This is a genomic window from Pseudoalteromonas sp. 23_GOM-1509m (assembly GCF_000518425.1).
In the GTDB taxonomy this organism is placed as follows: domain Bacteria; phylum Pseudomonadota; class Gammaproteobacteria; order Enterobacterales; family Alteromonadaceae; genus Pseudoalteromonas; species Pseudoalteromonas tetraodonis.
This window is the reverse complement of the sequence record NZ_KI912432.1, coordinates 42149-67073: the sequence shown is the minus strand read 5'-3', so window position 1 is coordinate 67073 and position 24925 is coordinate 42149. Positions and strand designations below refer to the sequence as shown.

The 24925-nt window shown below is 40.3% G+C and carries 18 protein-coding genes; 4 read left to right on the top strand and 14 right to left on the bottom strand.

What is annotated here, in order from left to right; genetic code table 11:
• Positions 1-2 precede the first annotated feature (2 nt).
• On the bottom strand, positions 3-659 hold the full coding sequence (locus N523_RS0110880; protein ID WP_028835036.1) for an HD domain-containing protein: 657 nt from the start codon (positions 657-659) through the stop codon (positions 3-5).
• Positions 660-798: 139 nt separating this feature from the next.
• Here N523_RS0110880 and N523_RS0110875 point away from each other — a divergent pair, with 139 nt between their 5' ends.
• Positions 799-1989: a class I SAM-dependent methyltransferase gene (locus N523_RS0110875; protein ID WP_013465236.1), complete on the top strand. Its 1191-nt coding sequence runs from the start codon at positions 799-801 to the stop codon at positions 1987-1989.
• Positions 1990-1998: 9 nt separating this feature from the next.
• Here the strand turns inward: N523_RS0110875 and N523_RS0110870 are convergent, their stop codons facing one another.
• The 5 genes from N523_RS0110870 to N523_RS0110850 all read right to left on the bottom strand — a co-directional run bounded on the left by N523_RS0110870 (position 1999) and on the right by N523_RS0110850 (position 8790).
• A complete protein-coding gene (locus tag N523_RS0110870) occupies positions 1999-2295 on the bottom strand; it encodes a PilZ domain-containing protein (RefSeq protein ID WP_013465237.1) in 297 nt (98 codons plus the stop codon).
• A gap of 8 nt (positions 2296-2303) precedes the next feature.
• A complete protein-coding gene (locus tag N523_RS0110865) occupies positions 2304-2684 on the bottom strand; it encodes a response regulator (RefSeq protein ID WP_013465238.1) in 381 nt (126 codons plus the stop codon).
• Positions 2685-2910: 226 nt separating this feature from the next.
• Positions 2911-6798, bottom strand: a complete 3888-nt coding sequence (gene hrpA / locus N523_RS0110860) for an ATP-dependent RNA helicase HrpA (RefSeq protein WP_028835035.1) — start codon at positions 6796-6798, stop codon at positions 2911-2913.
• A gap of 128 nt (positions 6799-6926) precedes the next feature.
• Entirely contained in the window at positions 6927-7961 is a 1035-nt protein-coding gene (locus tag N523_RS0110855; RefSeq protein WP_028835034.1) for an isoaspartyl peptidase/L-asparaginase family protein, read from the bottom strand.
• Between the two features lie 124 nt (positions 7962-8085).
• Positions 8086-8790 (bottom strand): SapC family protein, encoded by a 705-nt coding sequence (locus N523_RS0110850; RefSeq protein WP_013465241.1) that lies wholly within the window; start codon positions 8788-8790, stop codon positions 8086-8088.
• 305 nt (positions 8791-9095) lie between these two features.
• On the opposite strand from N523_RS0110850, the gene N523_RS0110845 reads away from it, so the two are divergent.
• Positions 9096-9806, top strand: coding sequence for a DUF6445 family protein (locus N523_RS0110845; protein WP_028835033.1), 711 nt, complete (start codon positions 9096-9098; stop codon positions 9804-9806).
• A gap of 3 nt (positions 9807-9809) precedes the next feature.
• On the opposite strand, the gene N523_RS0110840 is transcribed toward N523_RS0110845, so the two are convergent.
• The 8 genes from N523_RS0110840 to N523_RS0110795 all read right to left on the bottom strand — a co-directional run bounded on the left by N523_RS0110840 (position 9810) and on the right by N523_RS0110795 (position 22659).
• Positions 9810-11345, bottom strand: coding sequence for a tryptophan halogenase family protein (locus tag N523_RS0110840; protein ID WP_028835032.1), 1536 nt, complete (start codon positions 11343-11345; stop codon positions 9810-9812).
• 76 nt (positions 11346-11421) lie between these two features.
• Complete coding sequence (locus tag N523_RS0110835) at positions 11422-14040, bottom strand: TonB-dependent receptor (protein ID WP_028835031.1); 2619 nt, start codon at positions 14038-14040, stop codon at positions 11422-11424.
• Between the two features lie 580 nt (positions 14041-14620).
• A complete protein-coding gene (pgl, locus tag N523_RS0110825) occupies positions 14621-15331 on the bottom strand; it encodes a 6-phosphogluconolactonase (protein ID WP_013465246.1) in 711 nt (236 codons plus the stop codon).
• Between the two features lie 3 nt (positions 15332-15334).
• The gene (zwf, locus tag N523_RS0110820; RefSeq protein ID WP_013465247.1) at positions 15335-16807 is read right to left on the bottom strand and encodes a glucose-6-phosphate dehydrogenase; all 1473 of its coding nucleotides are present in this window, start codon (positions 16805-16807) and stop codon (positions 15335-15337) included.
• Positions 16808-17041: 234 nt separating this feature from the next.
• Complete coding sequence (gene pgi, locus N523_RS0110810) at positions 17042-18688, bottom strand: glucose-6-phosphate isomerase (protein WP_028835030.1); 1647 nt, start codon at positions 18686-18688, stop codon at positions 17042-17044.
• 320 nt (positions 18689-19008) lie between these two features.
• Positions 19009-21264, bottom strand: coding sequence for an aminotransferase class V-fold PLP-dependent enzyme (locus N523_RS0110805; protein WP_028835029.1), 2256 nt, complete (start codon positions 21262-21264; stop codon positions 19009-19011).
• A 107-nt stretch (positions 21265-21371) separates the two neighbouring features.
• A complete protein-coding gene (locus tag N523_RS0110800) occupies positions 21372-22448 on the bottom strand; it encodes an AI-2E family transporter (protein WP_028835028.1) in 1077 nt (358 codons plus the stop codon).
• Entirely contained in the window at positions 22441-22659 is a 219-nt protein-coding gene (locus tag N523_RS0110795; protein WP_013465251.1) for a hypothetical protein, read from the bottom strand. Before N523_RS0110795 ends, N523_RS0110800 begins: the two co-directional genes overlap by 8 nt.
• Before the next feature lie 143 nt (positions 22660-22802).
• On the opposite strand from N523_RS0110795, the gene N523_RS0110790 reads away from it, so the two are divergent.
• Both N523_RS0110790 and N523_RS0110785 read left to right on the top strand, forming a co-directional pair.
• The gene (locus N523_RS0110790) at positions 22803-23453 is read left to right on the top strand and encodes a hypothetical protein (RefSeq protein ID WP_013465252.1); all 651 of its coding nucleotides are present in this window, start codon (positions 22803-22805) and stop codon (positions 23451-23453) included.
• 12 nt (positions 23454-23465) lie between these two features.
• Complete coding sequence (locus tag N523_RS0110785; protein WP_013465253.1) at positions 23466-24923, top strand: M48 family metalloprotease; 1458 nt, start codon at positions 23466-23468, stop codon at positions 24921-24923.
• Positions 24924-24925 lie beyond the last annotated feature (2 nt).

The window sequence follows — 24925 nt, the reverse complement described above, 5'->3', positions numbered from 1 at the left end:
TCTTACCCTCCAATTTCAGATTTTAACTGCTCTAAAAAGTCATACATATAATCTGTTCTTCTAAGTGCTTCAGCTTTAGCTGAAGGTGTATTCATACTTTTTGCAATATGCAGCAACTTTATAAAAAAATGATCTAAGGTGTACTGTTTATCATCAGGTTCACGCTCTAAACAAAATGGATCATTAGGATTGTACAAAAGTCGGCTTATTGAGCCCCCCACTTTCATACAACGACTAACACCAATAGCCCCTAAGGCATCCATTCTGTCAGCATCTTGTACAATCTGTGCTTCAACGGTTTTAATAGCAATATTGGCGCTAAAACTATGCGCGGCTATGGCGTGGTGAATATCATCAAATAGCGCTTCATCATAGCCAATAGACGCTAAAAAACTAATCGCTTTATCGGCAGCCATCGTTGAAGCTTTTGCCCTATCGGGATGATTTTTTGCTACGGCCACACAATCATGTAACCACGCAGCAGGTAAAACAACATTCATATTGGCTTTTTCAGCAGTGCATAATTTAACTGCGACACGGACAACGCGTTCAATATGAGTGATATCATGGGCTACATCAGCATGGATAAGCGCTGTTATAAATTCTCTGCATTGCTGATCAAGTTGCTTTAATGAAGGGCTAAGGGCTAAATTGTTCACCGAGCTTCCAAAAATCTATTTAAACGAGGTTATATCCCCTACTTTAACGCGATTTATAAGGCCCTTGCAAAACATTCATTGTATGTTGCGCGTGGCTTGACTAAAATACAGCGCTTATTTATTACTACAGAGAAGCCCTATGTCATCTGCCGTTTACCTGCAAGCTGGTCGCGATAAATCATTAAAAAGAAAACACCCTTGGTTATTTTCTAAAGCCATCAAAAAAATTAAAGGTAAACCTGGATTAGGTGACACGGTAACCATACACGACAGTGAAGGTAAGTTTTTAGCCACCGCGGCTTACAGCCCGCATTCACAAATTCGCGCGCGTGTTTGGAGCTTTGATGAAAAAGAAGTCATTGATCAACATTTTTTCGAGCGTCGCCTACGTCGTGCTTTAGAGGCGCGCAGTCATGCGATTGAAGAAGGTGGACTGACCGGTTTTAGGCTTTGCGCCGCTGAATCCGATTATTTACCGGGTGTTACCATAGATAAATTTGATAACACCTTGGTTTGTCAGTTACTCAGTGCCGGTGCTGAGCGCCACAAAGGTGAAATTGTTGGCGCATTAATGGCTATTTTCCCAGGCTCAAATATTTATGAGCGCTCAGATGTAGATGTGCGTACTAAAGAAGGCTTGGAGCCAATTAAAGGAGTGCTTTGGGGTAATGAACCCACAGCGCCAGTTATCATTGAAGAAAATGGTTTAAAAATTGAAGTTGATATTCTTGAAGGCCATAAAACCGGCTTTTATTTAGATCAACGTGATAGCCGTGCTGCGCTGGAGCGTTTTTCAAAAGATAAAACCGTATTAAATTGCTTTAGTTATACGGGGACGTTTTCTCTTTATGCCCTGCGTGGTGGCTGTAAGCATGTAACCAATGTCGATGTTTCACAACCAGCTCTTGATACAGCAAAGCGCAATGTTGAACATAACAACCTTGATTTAAATAAAGTCGACTTTGTAAAACAAGATGTATTTAAGTTATTGCGCCAATACCGTGAAGACGGCGTGATGTTTGATACGATTGTGATGGATCCGCCTAAATTTGCTGATAATAAAGCGCAGTTAACTGGGGCGTGTCGGGGTTACAAAGATATTAATATGATTGCGATGCAAATATTAAAACCAGGCGGCACACTGCTTACTTTCTCATGCTCTGGTTTAATGGAACAAAATTTGTTTCAAAAAGTGGTTGCAGATGCAGCACTTGATGCAGGTAAAGATTTGCTGATCATGGAGCGCTTAAATCAAGCAGCTGACCACCCTATTGCGGGCAGCTACCCTGAAGGCTTTTATCTTAAAGGCCTTATTTGTAAGGTTTACTAAACACTAATTTTAGTTAAACTCAATAATTTCTAGCCCTGCGGTTATCGTGCCATCCTCTTCTGTGCTGGCACGTATCACCTTTGCAGTGGCTTTTAACGGTGCAATGCTTGGATGGGTTGATGCAATATCAACCGATAAAATTGAGTTAAGCTCTAATAAATCATCGAGCTGCAAGGAGAGCCCTGTTGCACTTAAGTCAAGGCAGGTGCCTGTGTAACTTAGTCCTGCGACGGGCTCAATCGAGGTTAACTTAGCGGGTGTGTTAACCTGCATACGTCTGTAGTTTCGCTTATCTTCAGTAAACATAATTCCCTCTACACAATATTATTAATTTTTTCTCGTAGTACGGCGATAGAAAAAGGTTTTACAACGTAAGCATCACACCCTGAGTCAAAGCCTGCTTGTTGCTCAAGCTCTGACTCAAGTCCTGATATCATCACCACCGGAATGTGTTTTGTCTCTGGCGTATGTTTAAGTATGCGACAGGTATCATAACCATCAAGCCCCGGCATACATACATCAAGCAAAATAATATCAGGCGGATTAGCAATGGCAGATGCTAAACAACTTTTACCAGAATCAGCATAGCTTAAATCAAATGTTGATGCTAACCCTGCTTTGAGTATTTCAAAATTGAAATACTCATCATCAACCACTAACAATTGTCGCGCTTGGTGTTTTAGTAATGAGGACATAGCAATGTCATTTCCTTCTCAAGTTAGTCCCTTAGGGTCTGTTGACCGTTCAAGGTTGAATTTGCAGTAGCCTGTTTGGTATTTAGGCAAGGCAGAGCCTATGTGGTGTAGTTTTTACTTAGCCCACTAGGTTACAAACCTCGCGCCGCGATTAAACCGCCCTTAGTTTGAACAAATTTTAATCCACAAAGGTCAACAGACCCTAGCTTAATAGCGAATAAAGGGATTATTCAATTTCTTTTATCGCATTTAACACACGTTTTGCTGAAATTGGATAAGGTGTACCTAAGGTTTGCGCAAATAAGGATACGCGTAATTCTTGCTGCATCCAAAAAATAGCCTCAACATCATCAGGCAATGGCATTCCTTTAGGGGTTTTATTCGTCAGTTTTTTATATTCTTGCGCCACTTTTTCAAGCTCTAGCACACATAATCTATCACGATTTGGGTCAACGGGTAGCTTTTCTAGTCGTTTTTGAATCGCTTTTAAGTAACGAATTAAATCGCCGAGCTTATCCGCCCCATGCTGGCTCACAAAACCTTTAAAAATAAGCGATTCTAACTGAGATTTAATATCGCCATGGGCAGTGATCATGGTTAAATCTACTCGCCCTTTCATTTTTTTATGCAGCGCATGAGCAATACTCAGTACTTGTTCTACTTGGGTTGCAATTGCTACTACGGTGTCGCCTAATTCGCCGCGAATATGCTCTTTAACCGCTTCAAATGCATCACTTGTACGAATATCACCATATTTAACTAATAGGCTATCAACACCCGATGCGATACAGTCATCAATTAAATCGGCAATTTTACCAAAAGGATTAAAGTACAACCCTAGCTTAGCCTTGTTTGGTAAATTTTGCTGCAGGTATTTAATGGGTGATGGTACGTTTAATAACACTAAACGACGCAACCCCTGCTGGTGCGCTAATTGCGCTTTAATTTCGTTATCGAATAACTCCACTGCCGCCGTTGATTTTTTATCCACCAGCGCAGGGTACGCTTTAATTTCGTACTGACCTTGCTTTTTCACATAGGATGTTGGTAACTCTCCAAAATCCCACTGTGTTAAATCGGTTTTTTCTATGCCTTTGTCGGCGACTTTAGATAAGGTGTCGGTGACCTTGCCTTGTAGCTGCGCTTTAAGTTTAGCTAAATCGAGTCCACGTGCCAGTAGCTTGTCGTGTTCATCGCGCACTTCAAATTGTAGCCTTAAATGCGGAGCAAGCGCAGTTAAATCCCACGCCTCAGGGTCTACACGGACGCCGGTCATACGCAGTAATCGATTGCTTAGCGAGTCGATTAACGAGCCTTGTAATGGCTCTATAGCCGCTAACACCGCATCGGCATAATTGGGCGCAGGAACAAAGTTACGACGCAATGACTTTGGTAATGACTTAATTAACCCACAAATTAACTCATGACGAAATGCCGGTATATGCCAATCAAAGCCACTTTCTTGCACTTGGTTTAAAAGTGCAACGGGTATTTGTACGGCAACGCCATCAACCGCTTGGCCTGGATCAAAGTGATAGGTAAGCGGCAGCATCAAATTATCTTGCTGCCATGTATCTGGGTAGTCAAATTCGGTAATGCTGCTGGCGCCATGTTGCATGAGCTCTTCGCGCGTCATGTGCAGGTAGTGTTTGTCTTGTTGTTTTTGTGTTTTATACCACTTAATAAACGCAGCACGATTGTTAATATCGCTGGGTATTTTCTTCTCGTAAAACTCAAACAAGATTTGCTCATCAACTAAAATATCGCGTCTACGAGACTTGTTCTCGAGCACTTGAATATCTTCAATTAATTCGCGGTTATACGCTAAAAATGCTTCATTTAATCCAAGCTCTTGTTCAACCAGCGCCGAGCGGATAAATAATTCGCGGCTTACTTTAGGATCAATCTTGCTATACACACACCGGCGTTTATTAACGATAAGCAGGCCGTAAAGTGTTTGTTGCTCAAAGGCAATGACTGCACCGGGCTTTTTCTCCCAGTGTGGCTCTGTATAGCTTCGTTTTACCAAATGTTGAGCAAACGGTTCTACGCAGTTCACATCTATTTTGGCATTAATACGGGCATAGAGTTTACTGGTTTCTACCAATTCAGCCGACATCATCCACTTGGGGCTCTTTTTAAACAAGCCAGATCCTGGAAAAATATGAAATTGGCTATTACGTGCGCCTTTATACAGCTGCTTTTCGTCTTTAAAACCGATATGACTGAGCATGCCACTTAACAGTGCTTTGTGAATAAGCTCGCTGTCTGCAACATTCGTGGTGGCTTTCATTTTCATTTCATTACACACAGTGCTGATTTGATAAACGATGTCTTGCCATTCACGAATGCGCATATACGCTAAAAAATCTTTTTGACATAGCTTTCTAAACTGGCTATTGGTCAGCTCACTTTGCTGCTCTTCGAGGTAATTCCACAAGTTTAAAAAGGCGATAAAGTCAGAGTCTGGATCGTCAAAGCGACCGTGTTTTTCATTCGCTGCCTGGCGTTTTTCTTGTGGTCGTTCTCGTGGGTCTTGAATTGAGAGCGCAGCAACAATAATAATCACCTCACGCAATGCACCCAGCTTATGCGCAGTCAGCACCATTTTTGCTAAACGCGGATCCACTGGCAAACGACTCAGCTCTCGACCAGATTGCGTTAAACTGGTTTTTTGATGACGTTTAGCTTCTTTTACCGCTTCTAACTCTTCAAGCAGTGTTAAACCATCGTTAATGTTGCGGCTATCTGGGGCTTGCACAAAAGGAAATTGCGCCATATCACCCAACCCTAATGCCAGCATTTGTAAAATAACTGACGCTAAGTTAGTACGCAATATTTCAGGATCGGTAAATTCAGGACGTGATAAAAAATCGTCCTCTGAATACAAGCGAATACAAATACCCGCTTCAACACGTCCACAACGCCCCATTCGCTGATTAGCACTGGCTTGCGAAATAGGCTCTATGGGTAAACGTTGAACCTTTGTACGGTAACTGTAACGACTAATACGCGCCGTACCCGGGTCAATAACATAACGAATACCTGGCACCGTTAGCGATGTTTCAGCCACGTTGGTTGAGAGAATAATGTGGCGGCGCGAATGCGGCGCAAAAATACGATTTTGCTCAGCGTTCGATAGCCTTGAATACAAAGGTAATATATCGGTGTGTTTTAAATTGCGCTTACTTAGCGCATCGGCGGTATCGCGTATTTCTCGCTCACCGTTTAAAAAGATCAGAATATCACCGGGGCCTTCAGCGCAAAGTTCATCGACCGCATCAAAAATCCCCTGTAACTGGTCGCCTTCGGCTTCCATGTCTTCTTTTTGGATATCACTGATGGGGTTATAGCGTACATCCACAGGGAATGTCCGGCCTGATACTTCAATAATTGGCGCATCATCAAAGTGCTTAGAAAAACGTTCTGGATCAATGGTCGCTGAGGTAATAATAACTTTTAAGTCAGGACGTTTAGGAAGTAAATTTTTAAGGTAACCTAAAATAAAATCAATGTTTAAACTGCGCTCATGCGCCTCATCAATAATAATAGTGTCGTATTGATTCAAAAAACGGTCTTGTTGTATTTCAGCTAATAAAATACCGTCGGTCATCAGTTTTATATAACTGTTATTAGAAACCTGATCGCTAAAACGAATTTTAAAACCCACTTGCTGACCAAGCTCGCATTGCATTTCTTCTGCTATACGATTGGCAACGCTACGTGCAGCTAAACGTCTAGGTTGAGTATGGCCTATATACCCATCAACCCCACGGCCTAACTCTAAACACATTTTAGGAATTTGTGTGGTTTTACCTGAGCCGGTTTCACCAGCAATGATCACCACTTGATTATTCGCAATCGCCTCTTTAATGGTATCTTTTTTTTGACTGACCGGTAATTGCTCAGGATAAGTAACGTTAGGTAGCCCAGCTAAACGCTGCTCGCGAAGCGATTGACTGCGACTGATATCAGCCGTAATTTTTTCAAGCGCACTGGTAAGTTTTGCCTCGTCGGTAATTTTTTTTACGCCATGAAGGCGCTTTTTAAAACTGAATTGATCTTTTTTTAAGCACGTTTTTAGCTCGCCAAACAACTGACCTAGGTTTACCACCTGCATACCTTATAAAAATTAGTCAAAGAGCCCCGATTGTAGCAAATTAAATGGCTGGGGTTAATCCTGTAAAGGACATAACAATCAGCGGATTATTATATAAACCTCCAGCCACTAAAGAAAAACGCTCATTCGTTGCTAAAAATACCTACATAAGTCGCTTGCGTATTCGATTTACTCGCACGGTACATGCCTGTGGTGTTAAACGGCAGGCTAATATTGCCTTTTGTATCAACAATAATAACACCGCCTGTGCCGCCAATCGGTTTAAGCACCCCATTTATTACTTCATCCCCGGCTTGGGCAATGGTTTTACCTTGATATTTTACTCGTGCGCAAATATCGCTTGCCACATTATAACGAATAAAATATTCGCCATGGCCGGTTGCCGATACTGCACACGAGGCGTTTTCTGCAAAGGTACCCGCGCCAATAACTGGTGCATCACCAATACGGCCAAAACGTTTTGCGGTCATTCCGCCAGTTGACGTACCCGCGGCTAAATTACCTTGTTTATCCAGTGCAACCGCACCCACAGTCCCCATTTTATAATTAGCGGGTAACGCCTTATGCGCTGCTTGATAATCTTTATTGGTGTTTTTGCTCGCCTCTAGTTTTTCCTTTGCTTTTAATAAAGCTTCATAGCGATGCTTTGTATCAAATATATTATTCTCTACTAAGCTAACGCCTTGCTCTTTAGCAAACTCTTCTGCACCTTGGCCACTTAACATCACATGCACTGATTTTTCCATCACTAAACGGGCAAGTTTAATTGGACTTTCTATGTGCTTAATGCCCGAAACCGCTCCAGCTTGGCGGTTACGACCATCCATAATAGAGGCATCTAACTCATGGCTACCATCATAGGTGTATACCGCGCCGCGTCCGGCGTTAAAATAAGGCGATTGCTCTAACACTTCAATGGCTGCTGTGACTGCATCAAGGCTTTCTCCGCCTTGTTCAAGTACCTTATACCCAGTCTCAACAGCTTGAGCTAATTTATCGCGGTAAGCTTGCTCTTGAGCAGGTGTAAATTTACTTTTTTCGATTGTGCCTGCCCCGCCATGAATCGCAATGGCAAACGGCGTGCTCGCACTCAATGCAGATGAGCTCACACTCATTAAACTACCGCAAAGCAGTCCTAGTAATAGTGATTTTTTCATTGTGCGTTCTTTTGTTAGTTAAGATTAAAACTAATGTGAATGGTTACGTGGGGTTTTTCAAGTGAACTGAGTTTAATGGCATAAAAAAAGCGCCCTGAGGCGCTTTTTAAATTCTGTTTAAAAATTACGCTTGTTGCGCTTTTAAACGTGCTAAACGTGCTACTTGGTGAGTAGACGTTAAGAAAGAATAGATAGGTGCTAAATAACCGCGTTTACGAAGCTCTAGAAAGTCTGCATCGCTTAGCTCATTTAGTTTTTTCTCATCGATAAGGTAAATACCGTTGATGTCTTTTTTCTCGCCTTTAATATCAACCGTTAGCGTTTGTGCTACTAGTAATTCTTTATCAGCAAGGAATTTAGTGAACGCATCAGTGACTTGTGAAAACTCAATGAACGATACTAACGCTTCTTTACGACGCTTAAGGTAATCAGTTTCTTCACCGTTTTCGAATAATGCATTACCCTCTTCTTCACCAACTAATGAGCTCGCTTCGTCAATTACAATACCAAATTGATCTTGCTCAGGGTGCTTTACTAAACCTAATGGGTAACGCGTTGTTGCCATAGGTGCAAATGCTGCTGTCCATTTGTCGCCATCAACAAATAAGTTTTCGCCAGGCTCTAGGCCAAACATAGCAACCGCTTGAAAAGTACCTGTTTCGTTATTTTTAACAAAAGACATTGGAAACTCATTGGCGATACGCGCAAACTCGTGTGCTACAACTGGCACTAAGTGTTGAGTTTTCATAAATTCGATATTGATGCCATTTTTAATTTTAGTGTTGGCATGTTTTTCGTTGTGTAAAGGCTGTACTTGTTGCTCCGCCATGTTACTGCTCCGTTATTTTATAAATTTGATTTTTTACTGTTAGTGCACTAAGGCTAAAGGTTTTGGCAACAAAAAGGAAGTGAAAATTTTGTGGCAGTTTGTAGGATATTAATTAACAAAAAATTATCGTTGATTATTTAGACAAGTATATAAAAAACGTTACTTTTGCCAACGTTCACTGGTCTATTAGCCATTAAATACACTCGCTGATAGCTTTGACAGCGTTGTCAGAGGTGATATATTAATTTTACAGCGAGGTAAGATGTTTACACTTAAATATTCTCATCAAAAATTAGACCTTAAAAATGAAAAATTTAGCCATAAATCCACAGTTAAAAATTGAAAAGTTGATGATCCCTGGCACACAGGTATACGCTTACGTTGTTGATGATTTTCTTTTAGATACAAGCAGTGTAATGAATTTTGCCCATAACATAGCTTACTTTAATCCTATGTTCTCAGATAATTCCTTTTATCCGGGGATCCGCGATAATATGCCACAACCGTACTTGAGGTTGCTGCACGCATTTTTTCAAAATGAAATACTGCCTAAAATAGAAAACAAAAACTACCACGAGTCTATTCTTCATAAAAGTTTGCTTTCATTAGTTTCATGTAAACCGGCTAATTTAATTGTCGATCAAAAAGTGCCCCATATCGATTCATGTGATGAAAGAGACTATGCGTTTGTGCATTATTTATCAGATAAGGAACTCGGTGGCACCAGTATTTATAAATACATACCACAAAACATTATTGAATTTAAAGAGCAACACAAACCACTATTGGCAGATATAGTTAACGATGTTAAAAATAACCCTGATGAACATCAAGGCTATTTAGCAGGTACCACTAGCTTATTTGAGCAGGTATTTAAAATAGATGCTAAATTTAATCGCCTTGTTATTTACCAAGGTAACTTATTACACAGTGCAAATATTTACTCTGAGCAAAGCTGCTTAGCCGATGCTAAAAAAGGCCGTCTGTCGATAGCCTCTTTTGCAAGTGTAAGATAAGGGTTAGATTGACTGAAGCCCATACTGTTTAATTTTATTTAAAAGCGCTCTGTGATCAGGAAGCTTATTTATTAAATAATGATCAATCTCAGCTCTTTGTTTTAAACGCGCTAAACAGTGTGCCTGTTCTTTATCGGGGCTGTTAGACGCCTTAGTATTGTAATTCATTCCATAAAGTACAAATAAGAAGTTCTCTAGATAAAACACTTCAAACTGACTAAAAAAATCATCTCTGACTGGGGTAAACTCTTTCCACAAATTAAGTTTTTCTTTTAATGACGTGGAAATAGTGTCTTGGTTTTTATTTGCTATCCAAAAAGCTGAATCAGTGCGGTCTGATATACAGTAGTGAAGTTTAATAAAATCAATCACCCGCTCCCATGCATACCCCATAGCATGATTAAAACGCTCTTCTAGTTGCTCTAGCTGCGTTGTTGATGATGGAAAGCGCAACGTTAAAAATTTAGCTGAAAAGTCAGTTAATAATATTGACGTTGCCTCTAATGGTTCTAAAAAGCCTTGCGCTAAACCAAGGGCAACACAATTTTTATGCCAAAACTTTTTCCGGTAACCGACCCGCATTGGTATTTTTCTGTAGGTAAGATCTTGCTTACTGTCACCTAAATAACGGTCAAGTTTTTCATGTGCCTGTTCATCCGTCATATGGTTATCTGAATAAACAAAACCGACTCCACGCCTATTGGTGAGCGCAATATCCCAAATCCAGCCAGCTTGATGAGCGGTGGCAAGTGTATAAGGAGGAATAGCATCATCGGCTTTGGTTGGTACTTGCACAACTAATACGCTGTTAATTAATAAACTCTCAGATACATCGACAAAAGGAACCTTTAACGCTTTACTCATAAGTAAAGATTCAAAGCCTGAGCAGTCAATATAAAAATCAAACTCAAGCTCTTCATTGTTATCTGTAATAAGTGCAGCAATAGCGCCGTCATCGCCAAGCTTTACCTGTGTAACATGGGTGTGTATATGCTCTACAGAAAATTTTTCTTTTGCATTACAAGCAAGTAGTTGCGCAAACTTGCCTGCATTAAAATGATACGCGTAAGCCAACTCCCCTTCATATTGGGCATTAGTGATATTTTTAGGTGCTAAGCCTGCCTCACAAATAACATGCTGAGAAGATAAGCCCTGCGCATAACTTTGACTTTTCTCTTTGTTATTTAACCAATAAGAAGTTAAATATTTAGCATCATAAGGGCTTGGCACATCAAATAAATGATGAAAAAAGTTGCCTTCGCCATGTTTTTTCTTATCCATCCAGTTAATAAACTTTATTGACTGCTTGAACGTTGCATCACATTGCCTAATAAATTCATCTTCACGAATACCAAAGCTTTTTAGGGTATTCCTAATATCGGGGACTGTGCCTTCACCGACACCAATTGGCGGTATATCTGGGGACTCTATTAAAGTAACAGATATACCTTTACGATTGAGCATCTCTTTGCCAATGTGGTTTGCAGCTAACCACCCTGCTGTTCCACCACCTACAATTGCAACTTTTTTTATATCCATAAATCACCAATAAAGTTTAACCTCGTAAAAAAGCCCAGCAATGCTGGGCTTAGGTTATTTTTACTCATTTAGCGTATTAAAAACGCATTGTTACACCAAGTTTGTAACGTGCTTCACCTTCAAAACTCCACACTGGAAAATCATTCAGTAAATCAGGGTTTGGTAATGAGGTAGATGCATCATTGTTACCCAGCTGAACGCTGTCTTCCTCTGTTAGGTTAATCCCTTCGAAAGTGACATCTAAGTAATCAGTTACAGAGTATGTTGCACTGAAATCTAGCTGTCCGTAGTCTTGATGTTCGCGGTTACCGTACCAACCTGGTGCTTCACGAATAATAAACTCTGAACGCCAGTTATATGCTAAACGAGCAGAAAAATCATCATTTTCATAAAAACCAACTACGTTATAGCTGTTTTTCGATGAATCAGAGAATACCCCAACACGGTCTGGGTAGTTTTCTGCTGGTGCTTGCGCATCTGAATAGGTGTAGTTAAATGAATAACCAAAGCCGTTATCGAATGAATCTTGAATTTGGAACTCAATACCTTCGATTGAACCACCCGTACCATTTGTCGATGAGCTTACTGTCCAACAGTCATATTGCTGAGCACCACACGGTGGCTCGCCGGCATCTGGGTTAGTCGTATAAACTGGGATGTCGATACCAATTTGTTGGTTTGTTTGTTGTTGGGTAGAAATAAATGAGCTTACTTCTTTAGTGAAGTATGTGACGCTTAACATAGCATCGTCATCAAAATACCATTCAACACCAATGTCTGCCTGGAACGCTTTAAATGGGCTTAAACCTACATTACCCGTATTTAACACTTCATTTAAAGGACGGTTATCTGTATAACCCGCTAGATTACGCGTTGCAAATAAGTCTGCGTAATTAGGGCGAGAGATAACTTGCGCTGCTGAAGTACGTAAGATTAAGTCGTCAGCTAAGTCCATAACCACGTTTAAGCTTGGTAAGAACTCACTGTAATCGGCTTTATCTGTAGATAATGTCGAATCGTAAACGCCTTCATCACTTAAATCATAGTAATCTGACGAAATATCAGTTGATATGTAACGAACACCTAAATTACCGCGAATACCACCGGTGTCAAAATCAGCCATCGCATATAAAGCAAAATTTTCTTCTTCTATGGTGCCGTATGCTTGTGGACGTGCTGTATAACCTTCTGTCATTGCTAATGAATCAGCAATCATTAGATCCATATCAGGTTCAGGTATTACAAAACCACCACCGGCAGTCACGGTACCTGGGTAGTATTCATTAGCATTACGTACAGGTACTAAATCGGCATTCACATTGGCTGCATTACCATCTTGTACAACTTTGTGATCGGCATATCTTAAGCCCGTTTTAATTGCGGTAATAACACCAAGCTCAACAGGAATTTCAAAGTCTAAATTTAAGTAACTTTCTTCATCTGAATCAGGGTTGTATTCAGGTGCCCAAGTTTGTGGGCTGATGGTATCAGGTAAAATGCTAGCATCGTATGATTGGTTAGCTAAATTAAATCTAGTCACGTCGCCAGTCATATCAATAGACCCATTTAAGTCGCTATTGTTATTTGCAAACATACCATAGTTTGCCGTTGTTACATCACTGTCTGCGCTTGTTTTACCTACACGACCTTTAAAGGTGAATAACTCTGAGTCATATTTCCAATCTAAGTCAATAGTATCAGACTTCATGCTTGCTTTACGCGCCCATGTTTGGAAAAAAGCCGTGCCATTGCCGTCGATATTACGCGAAACACAGTTACCTGAGGCGTTCGTTTGTTCACATGAACCATCACCTGGGAATATAATGATTTGCGAGTTAGCATTGTTAGCATCTAGCTCTAAACTTGTATAAGTTAGACCTAAAACTAGCGAATCTGATGGCTGATATTGCATAGCTACGTTATACGCAGTACGCTCACGAGCTTGCTGGAAGGTTGTGGGTGCCATACCGCCACTCCAACCACCTGACGATTCAATACCGTTACGTTGATAATCTACTTCTGATAATGAACCCGCAGCTAAGATACCAAATGTTTCACCATCATTTTTCCAGCTGTACAAGCCTGAAAGCTCAGGATCTGTCTCTTCAGATACTGTACCGTAATCAGCTTTAACACTAGCAAATACAGTGTTTGCATCTAAATCTAGCGGTTTACGAGTTTTAACAATTACAGTACCGCCGATACCACCTTCAACTAGGTTAGCTTGAGATGATTTATAAACTTCTAAGCCACCTACTAATTCAGAAGGTAGTAATGAATAATTAAAGCTACGATCGACCGCTTGTTGATCGAACCAGCTAGTTGAGGCAACAGTATGACCGTCAAGTAATGTGCGTGTTAATTGTGCTGATGCACCACGGATAGATACTTGCTGACCCTGTCCAAATTGACGAGATACACTGACACCAGAAATACGACCAAGAGATTCACCTACATCGCCATCAGGAAACTTACCAACGTCTTCAGCTGTTACAACATCAACAACGGCATTTGAAAAACGCTTGCCGTTTAAGTTTTCTTTATTTGAAGCGCGAATACCCGTAACTTGGATTACTTCAACATCTTCTTGAACTTTAGTTTCATCGGCTGCGAATGCAGCACCAGTGAACCCGGCTCCCATTACTAAGCCGATATTTACTGCTAATAAGCTTTTTTTAAAATTTTTAGCTAACACAGGATTCCCCTTGAATCATTTTGTTGGTTTTTGTTTATCATTTTGCCTACCGCCATGACAGCGCTGTCATAGTAGTAACAAACCATACATGCAAAATTACAATTTTGCTACATTTTTCCGCTCTTTTTGTATGAAAAATAGCTAATTCAACATTAAGCAAATGATTTTAAAGAAATTAATTATTGCATGAAAAAGCCGAATTAAATTTGTTTAATTCGTTCACATTTCCAGCATGTACTTGAAGCATTTTTAAATTGATTTTGTTTAAAACAACGTGGTGAGTAGGAATTTTCAAACCGTAAAACATGCTTGTGAGTTAGTGTTTAATAAATATAACCATTTGATTTTTTTTGGCTATAAGTAAAATTTATTCAGTATTTACAATCGGTGTAAAAGCCTATTTTATACTGCTAATTGTGGAGGCAATACTCAGCATTTCATCTTTATCTCTGCGCTGCTTTTTATAATTCAGCAAAGAGTAAAACAGATCAGCAATAAAAAAGGTCAGTAGCAAAAGCGACTGACCTTTCATAAAACCATCAATACAAAGAGGTTTAGGAACATCTAATTTATATTAAAATTAGGGCGCCCAATACACTTCAATGTTGATCTCAGGGTGATTTAATACCGCACGTAACGGCATATCATTCACATCGCCCCCCGCTAAAGCTTGTTTATAAACAGCCAGCTTTTCATCGCCACTAATTAGCAATTTAACCACTTTAGATTGTGCAATCGCATTTAACGTTAAGCTCATGCGCTCAGTAATACTGCCTGTTACGTCACTTTGTATCGCGTTGATAGCGCACACAAGTTGGCTTGAATCTAAGCCGTTTTTCAGGCCTTGTGCATGTGGGAATAATGACGCGGTGTGGCCATCTGGGCCCATGCCTAAAATAGTCACATCAAAAGGACGTTTTAATGCTTGAAACTGCGCTTCACAGGCATCAACCCCTTGCTCTGCAGTGGCTGCTGTATTTTTCATACTAATAAAATTAGCCGCTGCACCATGGTTTTGTAACAAAGTACGCTTGATGAATGCTTCATTACTCTTTTCATGACTTGCCTCAACCCAACGCTCATCAACCATAGCAACATCAATGTTTGCCCAGTTTAAATCAAGGGTCGATAAATGTTTATAAGCCGGCTCAGGTGAAGAACCGCCTGAAACCATTAATACTGCACGGCCATCACGTTCAATACCATCACGTAAAGCATGCTCTAACGACTGAGATAATTCATCAGTCAGCGCAGCTTTATCGTCAAAAAACTTTTCTACTATTGTTGCCATCACTTATGCCTTATCGCCAGTATTAAACCAAACATGATTATTCTCTGCTAATAATTCATCTGCATCTTCAGGGCCCCAACTACCGGCTCTATACAGTGCTGGTTTACCTTTTTCTTGCCAACGTTCAATTATTGGATCAATCCATTTCCACGCTTGGCGTACTTCGTCGCGGTGAATAAATAATGATGGATTATTCGCTGCAGCATCAAGCATTAAACGTTTGTAAGCATCTGAGTGAAAGCCATTACTGTATGCTTGCGACAGCTCAATGTTCATCGTTACAGGCTCAAGTTGCATGTCTAAATTATCTAAACGCTTCGACATCAGCGTTAATTGAATGCTTTCTTGTGGTTGTAAACGGATCACCAAACGGTTTGGCTCGATATTACCTACGCTGTCCTCATACACGTTATGAGATACTTTTTTATATTCAACCACAATTTCAGCGCAGCGCTTTGCCATACGTTTACCGGTACGCAGGTAAAAAGGCACACCCGCCCAACGCCAATTATCAATGTGCGCACGAATAGCCACGAAGGTTTCAGTTTTACTTGCCCCTTCGTTTAGCTCTTCTAGGTAACCTGGGACTATTTTACCGTTTAAATCACCCGGTACGTATTGCCCACGAATAATATTGTCATCAACATCGCTGCCCTCTAATGGGCGTAATGCTTCTAATACTTTTAACTTTTCATTGCGAATACTATTGGCTTTAAGTTTATGCGGTGACTCCATTGCGACTAAGCAAAGTAGCTGTAACAAGTGGTTTTGCACCATGTCACGCAAGGCACCGGCTTTGTCATAAAAACCAGCGCGGCTCTCAAGCCCTACCGTTTCTGATAAGCTAATTTGGATGTTATCAATCGATTTAGCATCCCACATGTTTTCAAATAATGAATTTGAAAAACGCAATGCCATTAAGTTTTGAACGGTTTCTTTACCTAGGTAGTGGTCAATACGGAAGATTTGATCTTCGTCGAAGTACTGTGCAATTTTCGCATTAATAACTTCTGCAGACTCGCCACAATAGCCAATTGGTTTTTCTACAACAACACGTGAATTGGCTGTTATTAATTTTTTAGTAGATAGAATTTCACAACAAGTACCATACACAGCTGGCGGAAGAGATAAGTAAAACACACGAGATTTATCGCTGTCGTCTTCATCAAGAATCTTTTTCAGTACATCCCAGTTATCATCCGCTTCGGTAACATTACTCACTACAGGCACTAAAAACGCTGAGAACGATTTCCAATCCTTAGCGTTATACTCGCCTTCGCTTAAAAATTCTTGTAATGCTTTGTGTGCGGTATCAATGTATTCATCACATTTACTTTGTTCGCGCACGGTAGGCAAAATACGTGAGCCTTGCGGTAAGTTACCTTCTTGATATGCTCGATACATTGCAGGAAGTAATTTGCGTAACGCAAGATCACCACCGCCCCCAAAAATTATAATATCAAAAGGATTAAGCATAGTTACTCTCTACGTTTATGCTACCTGCCACTACCGTATTGGTAATCAGTTATAGCGGTTTATTATCTGGATATGCAGGCCTTAGCACAAAGCCTACTAATGTTGTTCGTTATATGCGCCATAAAAAATGGGTCTAGGGACACTGTAATTCCTCTCACAAAAATACAGGCCCTAGGACTCCAGCGCTACCCGTTCAAAGGTATTTGGTTACTTATTGTGTAATAAGTGAATGTGTTACTGCGTACGGTGTTGTTTGTAGTACGCCATTAAGCCCTGTGTTGAGCTGTCGTGCTCATTAACCACGTTATCGTCGGTTAATTCAGCTTCAATTTTAGAGGCTAAACCTTTACCAAGCTCAACGCCCCACTGATCAAACGAACATATTTGTAAAAGAATACCGTGGCAAAAAATCTTATGTTCATACAGTGCAATTAAACGACCCACCGCTTTTGCATCAACCGTGTCTAATAATATAGACGTTGTTGGGCGGTTTCCTTGATGAATTTTATGCTTTAGTAGCATTTCAATTTGCGCAGGCGTTTTGCCTTTGGCTGCTAAATCAGCGGTTATCTGCTGCGCATCTACCCCGTTCATTAATGCTTCGGTTTGTGCAAAAAAGTTCGATAATAAAATATTGTGATGCTTATCAACGTTAACCTGTGGTTTTACAGAGCCAATAAAGTCCGCAGGGACAATTACATTGCCTTGGTGCAAACATTGATAAAACGCATGCTGGCCATTTATTCCCGTCATGCCCCAAATAATAGGCACGGTAGTGTAAGGTACGGTTTGCCCATCAAAAGTGACGTGCTTACCGTTACTTTCCATTTCACCCTGTTGTAAATACGCAGGCAACATATGTAATGCTTGGTCGTAAGGTAAAATAGCTTGCGAATCAAATCCTAAAAAGCTGGTATTCCATACACTCAACAGCGCCATAATTAAAGGAATATTCTGCTCAAGCGGCGCCGACTTAAAGTGCTCGTCAACTTCAAACGCCCCTTCTAAAATAGCTTCAAATGCTTCAAAGCCGGCATAAAGTGCAATAGGTAAACCAATGGCACTCCAAAGTGAAAAACGACCCCCAACCCAATCCCACATGGTAAATACGTTTTCGTCACTAATACCAAATGCCGCGGTTTTTTCTAAATTGGTACTAACTGCCACAAAATGCTTTGCTATGGCACTTTTATCTTTAGCGCTGTTTAAAAACCAATCAACCGCTGTTTTTGAGTTGGTCATGGTTTCTGAGGTAGTAAAGGTTTTTGACGAAATAACAAATAACGTTGTTTCAGGGTCAACTTTATTCAATACTGACGCAATTTGTACACCATCAGCATTAGAAACATAATGAACGTTTAACGGCTTATCAACCACTGCTTTAAGTGCTTCAGTTGCCGTTTGAGGGCCTAGGTTTGACCCCCCTACTCCAATACTCACTACATCTTTCACCGCTTTACCGGTGTAACCTAACCACTGCCCACTGCGTACTTTTTCAACAAAGGTTTTAATTTTAGCAAGTTCGCTATCGACCGCCTCAGTAATATTTTCACCGTCAACAATAAGCGGTGTATGGGCGCGATTTCTAAGTGCGGTATGCAATACGGCACGGTCTTCGGTGATATTTATTTTCTCACCGGCAAACATTTTTTCACGCCACGCTTCAATATCACACTCTTTAGCTAATGAGATTAATTGAGCGAAAACTTTCTCATCAATACGTTGTTTTGAATAATCAAACAATACACCAGGAATGTGAGTAGAAAATTGAGAAAAACGAGAATCGTCTTGTGCAAATAAAGTTTTCAGATGTGTTTGTGCCATCTTTTGTGCACTATTTTCTAGTGCTTGCCAACTTACTAACTCAGAACGGCTCGCCATGTAAACATCCCCTAATTTATTAATCTATTGATTTAAAGCGCTTTATTTAATTTTTTACGACGCAAAATAACCGAATTTTGTAAAAAGCAAAGCCCAATATTATAGCTTAAAAAGTCTAATTTGCGTTATTTTTATAAGCTTCGATGCAGATAATAGCGCAATTTTTTGCTTTTGACACCGGTATCATAAAATTAAAAATTGAATTTAACAACTGATCAGCCCTTCTCTTTAATGAAGATTTTATTAATTTCTAACTGATCCAAATTAAAGCGAGCAAAAAAAAAGGCCGACAAATGTCGGCCTTTCCTCTAAATAAGCAATTAACCGGTTAACGCTAAACCACCCGATAAATTATAAACACTGCTGTAACCAAGCTCAGTCAAATTTGCTGCCGCAATTTTTGAACGGTTACCACTGCGACACACTAAAATATACTGGTTGTTTTTGTCCAATTGGCCTTGCGTAAGTGCATGAGCCATTCGACTTAAAGGAATATTTAAGGTTTTAGCTATGGGTACGTTTAGCAATGCGCTTAAATTATTAGCGCCGTGTTCATAAGGTTCTCGGGTATCAATTAAATACGCATTGCCCTCTACCAGTATTTCTTTTGCTTGGTTAAAACTTAATTGCGAAGTTTCTACAGCAGGCTTAGCATTAACATAACCACAGAGCGTGTTGGCTTGTGTGTGTTGTTGTAAATCTGCTTGCTGTTTTTGTGCGGCAAATTCAGCGTCATCAATATCACCTTTAATTAGCTTTTGTAACAATGGCGTTTGCTGCTGTTGAACAGCCCAGTTCATTGCAAAGCACTGTTGGTAATCATGCCCTGAACACACCACACTTTGCGGATTAAGCTCTGCTGCTAACATCGTCAAGGAATGCGCCATTTGCATTGCATCCCCGCCATCAAGCGCGGTATTTCCAAGCCCTGCAGGTAAAATTAAATCACCGCAAAAGCAATACTGAACATCTCCATTATTCGCTTTTAATAAATAACTCACGCTATCTTGGCTATGCCCTGGTGTGGCTAGCTTTTCGAGTACGTGAGTGGTTAATTGCAATGTGTCGCTATTCGTTGGCCAGCCTAATTTATCAACCTCTCCAGCGACTAGGTTTTCTTTAAGTGCGCTGCGCATTAAATCAAGTGCGCAGTGACGTTCTTGATGCTCATGCGTATTTAAAATAGCGGTAATAGTTAAATTTTGCGTAGTTACTATTTTTTCAAAGCGAGGGATCAGTTCAATAATCGGATCGATAATAAATGCATGTTGATCATCTGTTACATACAACCAACTACATGCACCTTGGTGTCTAAATTGGGTAAGCCCTAAAGCACATAGTTCTTGCAAAGGAAAACTGCTATCAGAAATCACTAAACAGTTAGCTTGTAATACCGTTTTAAGCGCTCTAATTTGTTCACATGCATCATCTATTTGCGCCATCGTAGCAGCAGGGCCAAATGACAAACGAATAGCGTTTTCACTTTGCCACTGTGAGGCTCCCATCGCATCAAGTACAAAGCTCTGCGTAGCTCCCGTGCTGCATGCAGAACCACCGCTTACCCTAATACCTGCAGCGTCAAATAAATCAATAACTTCTTTACTGGTTAAATCGTTAACCGCAAAATTAAGCGTTGTGGGCACAGAGCAGGCAAAGTCATGATTAAAGGTAATACTTCCAAAAGTATCAACTAAGGCGCTATGCAGTTTATCTCGATACAAGTTAAGTACATCTATTGATTTAAAAGTCTCGTCTTGTTTATCTAGCAGCAAACTAAACAGCTTATTGAGCCCAGCTATACCAGGCAGGTTTTCTGTACCAGAGCGCATGCCACTTTCTTGGCCGCCACCGGCTATAAAGGGCGTGTATGGGCTGCCTTGACGAATATACAATAAACCTATGCCTTTAGGTGCATAAAGTTTATGCCCTGAAAAAGGCGCATAATCAATCGTTGTTTCACTTAGGTTGAGCTGTTGTTTGCCAAGCGCTTGTACACAATCAACCATCCAAGTGACTTGGCTATTACGACTACGAATCACCTTTTCTATGGCGCTTAAATTTTGGTAAACACCGGTTTCATTATTAACGGCCATCGTGCAAATCATCAAAGCGTTATCAATATGCTGAGCAATAAAGTCTAAATCTAAAATACCATCACGATTAACCGGAATAGCAATAATATCAGCGTTAATTTCCAGCACTGTATTCCAATGCTTTAGCGTATTAGGCACCGCTTTATGTTCGGTTGCCCCATACAATAAAACGGGGTTTGGCTTTGTATGGTGTTTTGCATTAATGAGTGTCGATACGATGGCGGTTTGAATCCCCTCAGTGGCACCCGAGGTGAATAAAATATCACCTTGCTGCGCGCCAATGACGGTACGGGCTTTTTGCCTAGTTTGTTCTAATAAGTGCTTGGCTTGAATGCCGGTTATATGGGGACTTGAGGGATTACCAAAACAAATTTGCATAGCATGGCACACCACCTCTGCAATACAGGGCAATACAGGTGTGGTCGCATTTGCATCGAGATAAACTTGAGCTTTGGGTTCATCTGGCAATAAAAACTCTGACATTAAAAACGCACCTTATTACTAAAAAATATATCTTATTCCCAATAGTACATAGTTTTGACAGGAATGAGTAATAATCTTTAGTAATTAAAGTGCGTTTACTATACCTTTTAGTTACCGAGCTCTTGCGCGAGTTCTTCGTGTTTGGATGACCAGGCATTAATAAGTGCTTTGACTAATGATGCTAATGGAATGGCAAAAAACACTCCCCAAAAACCCCATAGCCCACCAAAAAATAGCACCGCAACAATAATAAATACCGGATTTAAATCAACCGCTTCAGAGAACAATAAAGGCACCAATACGTTGCCATCGAGCGCTTGAATAATGCCGTATATAATTAAAACGGTCCAAAATTGAGTTTCTAAACCAAACTGAAACAGCGCTACTGCGGCCACTGGTATAGTTACTAACGCTGCGCCCACAAACGGAATAAGCACCGAAAAGCCTACGAGAACGCCTAAAAGCGCGGCGTACCGTAAGTCCAGTATGGTAAAAGCAATAAACGACACAAAACCAACAATTAAAATTTCAAATACTTTGCCACGAATATAATTCATGATTTGCTGATTCATTTCATGCCACACTTGTAAAATTAAGCGGCGTTGGCGTGGGATCATTTTAGCAATGCTGGCACTGAGCTCTACTTTATCTTTGAGCATAAAAAACACCAGTAGCGGTACCAAAATAAGGTAAATTAACCATGCTACAGCGTCTTTTAATGAATTAAGCGACGCAGACAATACCACTTGGCCAAAGTCGAGAACTTTGGTTTCAACGGTTACTACAATCGATTGTACTTGCTCTGCGCTAATAAGGCTGGGGTATTTATCAGGCAGATCGAGTAAAAACGATTTACCTTGTTCAACCATATGCGGTGTTTCTTGGACTAGGTTACTGCTTTGCTGCCAAAGCACAGGGCCTATAACCAATATTAAAGTGAGCATAATGCCAATAAATATCAGCATTACTATGCTGGTGGCAGTAAAACGCTTAAGGCCAAACCGTTCTAAGTGAACCACAGGCCAATCTAATAAATAAGCTATGATCAGTGCCACTAACACAGGCACAATTAATGGGCCAAAAAAATACAACATGGCAACCAGTGCCAACAATAAAAAAAGTAAAGTGACTGAATCAGGATCAGAAAACTTTTTTTCATACCATGCTTTTACATATTCAAACACGTAACGGCTCCACTAATAACAACCCCTGTTGTTTATTTAACTTGTAATAATACGCTTTTTTTTGCAAATATCGTTCAATATCATCAGTGTTTTGTTCTTGTGAGATATTAAAGGTAATTGCTTGTTTTAACGATATTGCATCACGCAGCCCTAATTTAAACTGAATAAATTGCTGTGGGCATTTATAAGCGCGTAAATTTAGCTCTAGCATACTCGTTTCGCTACCTATTCACATTAATAATAAGTCCTATAACAGGGCCAATTGAGATTAACCGCAGTTAAATTTAACTTTTTCTTAAAACAACCTCTGCAATGGTTTATCCTTATAACATCGTTAGCTATCAGGATACGTTAATGCCTAATTCGCATAATAAAGCGCAATTGCCTAGCAATCCAACTCTCAAAGAAATTAATTGGTTTAAAAAGCAAATTAATTGGGGGGAGCTGCCGCATTTTTATCATTTAGTGGCTTCATCGGTAAGTGAATGTGAAAGTATTTTAGATCACGGATTTGATAATGCCATTAAGCGTATTATCGACAAACGCAATTGGAATTTAGAAGCGCTGGGAATAGACCCCAACGAGCTTTATGAAAAAGAAAGCAATAACAAACCACGAATTTCACTGCATCAAGTGTTTACCGAGCGTGGTTTTGAATTACAAGCCTTCCCTTTTTCTAATGATACCGCCATCGATAGGTACGCACGACATGATGAGACAATGGAGTTTAGGTTATGGGATCCATTGACGATGAAAACCGTTATTCGCATTAATCAGTTACATAAATTCATTGGCTTTTACTTAGACCAAGGCGATGAGGCAGATAAAGCGCTTATATTACATTCTCACAAAGTGGTTCATAAAATTATTGCTTTTTTACAAACTCAATTGAACATTGTTAAGGTTGATGGGGTCACAATAAAGGCGTTTTATCAACTATGTGAAAAGGACAGCCGTTTATACACAGATGATCCTTCAAGTGCTAGTGCCCCTGATAAAAAATAAACAAGGAATATAATGCAGCTAAAATCAGCCTTTATCACTTTATGCAGTGCAGCGCTTACATTTAGCCTACTGATAAGTGAGCCGTTAAAGGCACAAACCAATCTTCAACTGCCCGACTTAGGCACTTCAGCCTTACAAGCATTGCCAATTGAAAAAGAAAAAGCGATTGGTGAAGTGATGATGATGCAGATCAGAGGCTCATCGCCTTTGATTAACGATCCGGTGCTTGATGAATACCTAACAACTTTAGGTAGAAAGTTAGTTGCTAACGCCAATGATGTACGTTTTGGGTTTTCATTCTTTTGGTTAAATAATCCCGAAATCAATGCATTTGCATTTTATGGCGGCCATGTTGGTGTACACACCGGATTAATAGCCCAAGCCGATAACGAGAGTCAATTTGCATCGGTTCTTGGCCATGAAATTGCACACGTTACACAGCGCCACTTAGCAAGGCGCATTCAGCAGCAACAAGATAATAGCGGGCTTACCATTGCAGGCATGATTGCTGGTATTTTAGCCGCGGTTGTAGCCCCTGATGCCGGTATGGCTATTATTTCAGCCAGCCAAACACAATCAGCTTTCAGTCAGCTGACACATAGCCGTTCTGCCGAGCAAGAAGCAGACAGAATGGGCATGCAAACCCTCAACAACGCAGGGTTTGATGCCAGAGCATCAAGTGAATTTTTAACTAAACTTGCCGCACAAATTCGTTATAAATATAAACCACCGGCGTTTTTACTCACTCACCCTCTTCCTGAAAGTCGTGTGTCAGATGTTCGCCTTCGCGCCGAGCAATACCCTAAACGCCAGGTAAGCTCGAGCCTTGATTTTGACTTAGCAAAAAGCCGAGTCCTGGCGCGTTACGATAACAAACCCGAAAACGCAGAAGCCTTATTTAGAAAGTTAATGCGCGAAAACACCTATAACAACGTAGCATTACAGTACGGCTTAGCTATTAGTTTGCTTGATCAAAAAAAGACGGATGAAGCACAGCCTATACTTGATAAGTTACTAGCAGACGATCCTAAAAACTTATTTTATATTGATACCAAAACAGATTTACTCATTGCACAAAAAAAAGCCGCAGAGGCTGTTAGTTACTTAAGCGAGCTAAATAATTATCGGCCAAATAACCAAGTGATCACCTTAAATTACGCCAACGCGGCACTAGAGGCTGAGCAATATGAGTTAGCTGAAAATATATTAAAGTCGTTTTTACTGGAAAAACCCGATCACAGTTTAGGCAAACAGCTTTTAACTGACGCCTACAAAAAACAAGAAAAATTGGCGGCCTACCATGAAGCCAATGCCGATGTATTATCTCAGTATGGTGCGTATTTAAAAGCGGCCGATGAAATACAAAAAGCGCTTAATTTTGTAGAGCCAAGTGAAAATGTTAAGCAACAGCGCTTAAAAGCGTTACTCACACAGTATCGGTTATTGCAAAAAGAGCTTGCGAGGCTTTAAGT

Bases quoted from the DNA above. Each gene is read 5' to 3' on its own strand.
- N523_RS0110845 (WP_028835033.1), top strand. From the start codon at position 9,096: ATGAAAAATTTAGCCATAAATCCACAGTTAAAAATTGAAAAGTTGATG.
- N523_RS0110805 (WP_028835029.1), bottom strand. From the start codon at position 21,264: ATGTCAGAGTTTTTATTGCCAGATGAACCCAAAGCTCAAGTTTATCTC.
- zwf (WP_013465247.1), bottom strand. From the start codon at position 16,807: ATGCTTAATCCTTTTGATATTATAATTTTTGGGGGCGGTGGTGATCTT.
- pgi (WP_028835030.1), bottom strand. From the start codon at position 18,688: ATGGCGAGCCGTTCTGAGTTAGTAAGTTGGCAAGCACTAGAAAATAGT.
- N523_RS0110850 (WP_013465241.1), bottom strand. From the start codon at position 8,790: ATGGCGGAGCAACAAGTACAGCCTTTACACAACGAAAAACATGCCAAC.
- N523_RS0110855 (WP_028835034.1), bottom strand. From the start codon at position 7,961: ATGAAAAAATCACTATTACTAGGACTGCTTTGCGGTAGTTTAATGAGT.
- N523_RS0110875 (WP_013465236.1), top strand. From the start codon at position 799: ATGTCATCTGCCGTTTACCTGCAAGCTGGTCGCGATAAATCATTAAAA.
- pgl (WP_013465246.1), bottom strand. From the start codon at position 15,331: ATGGCAACAATAGTAGAAAAGTTTTTTGACGATAAAGCTGCGCTGACT.
- N523_RS0110785 (WP_013465253.1), top strand. From the start codon at position 23,466: ATGCAGCTAAAATCAGCCTTTATCACTTTATGCAGTGCAGCGCTTACA.
- N523_RS0110870 (WP_013465237.1), bottom strand. From the start codon at position 2,295: ATGTTTACTGAAGATAAGCGAAACTACAGACGTATGCAGGTTAACACA.
- N523_RS0110840 (WP_028835032.1), bottom strand. From the start codon at position 11,345: ATGGATATAAAAAAAGTTGCAATTGTAGGTGGTGGAACAGCAGGGTGG.
- N523_RS0110865 (WP_013465238.1), bottom strand. From the start codon at position 2,684: ATGTCCTCATTACTAAAACACCAAGCGCGACAATTGTTAGTGGTTGAT.
- N523_RS0110790 (WP_013465252.1), top strand. From the start codon at position 22,803: ATGCCTAATTCGCATAATAAAGCGCAATTGCCTAGCAATCCAACTCTC.
- N523_RS0110795 (WP_013465251.1), bottom strand. From the start codon at position 22,659: ATGCTAGAGCTAAATTTACGCGCTTATAAATGCCCACAGCAATTTATT.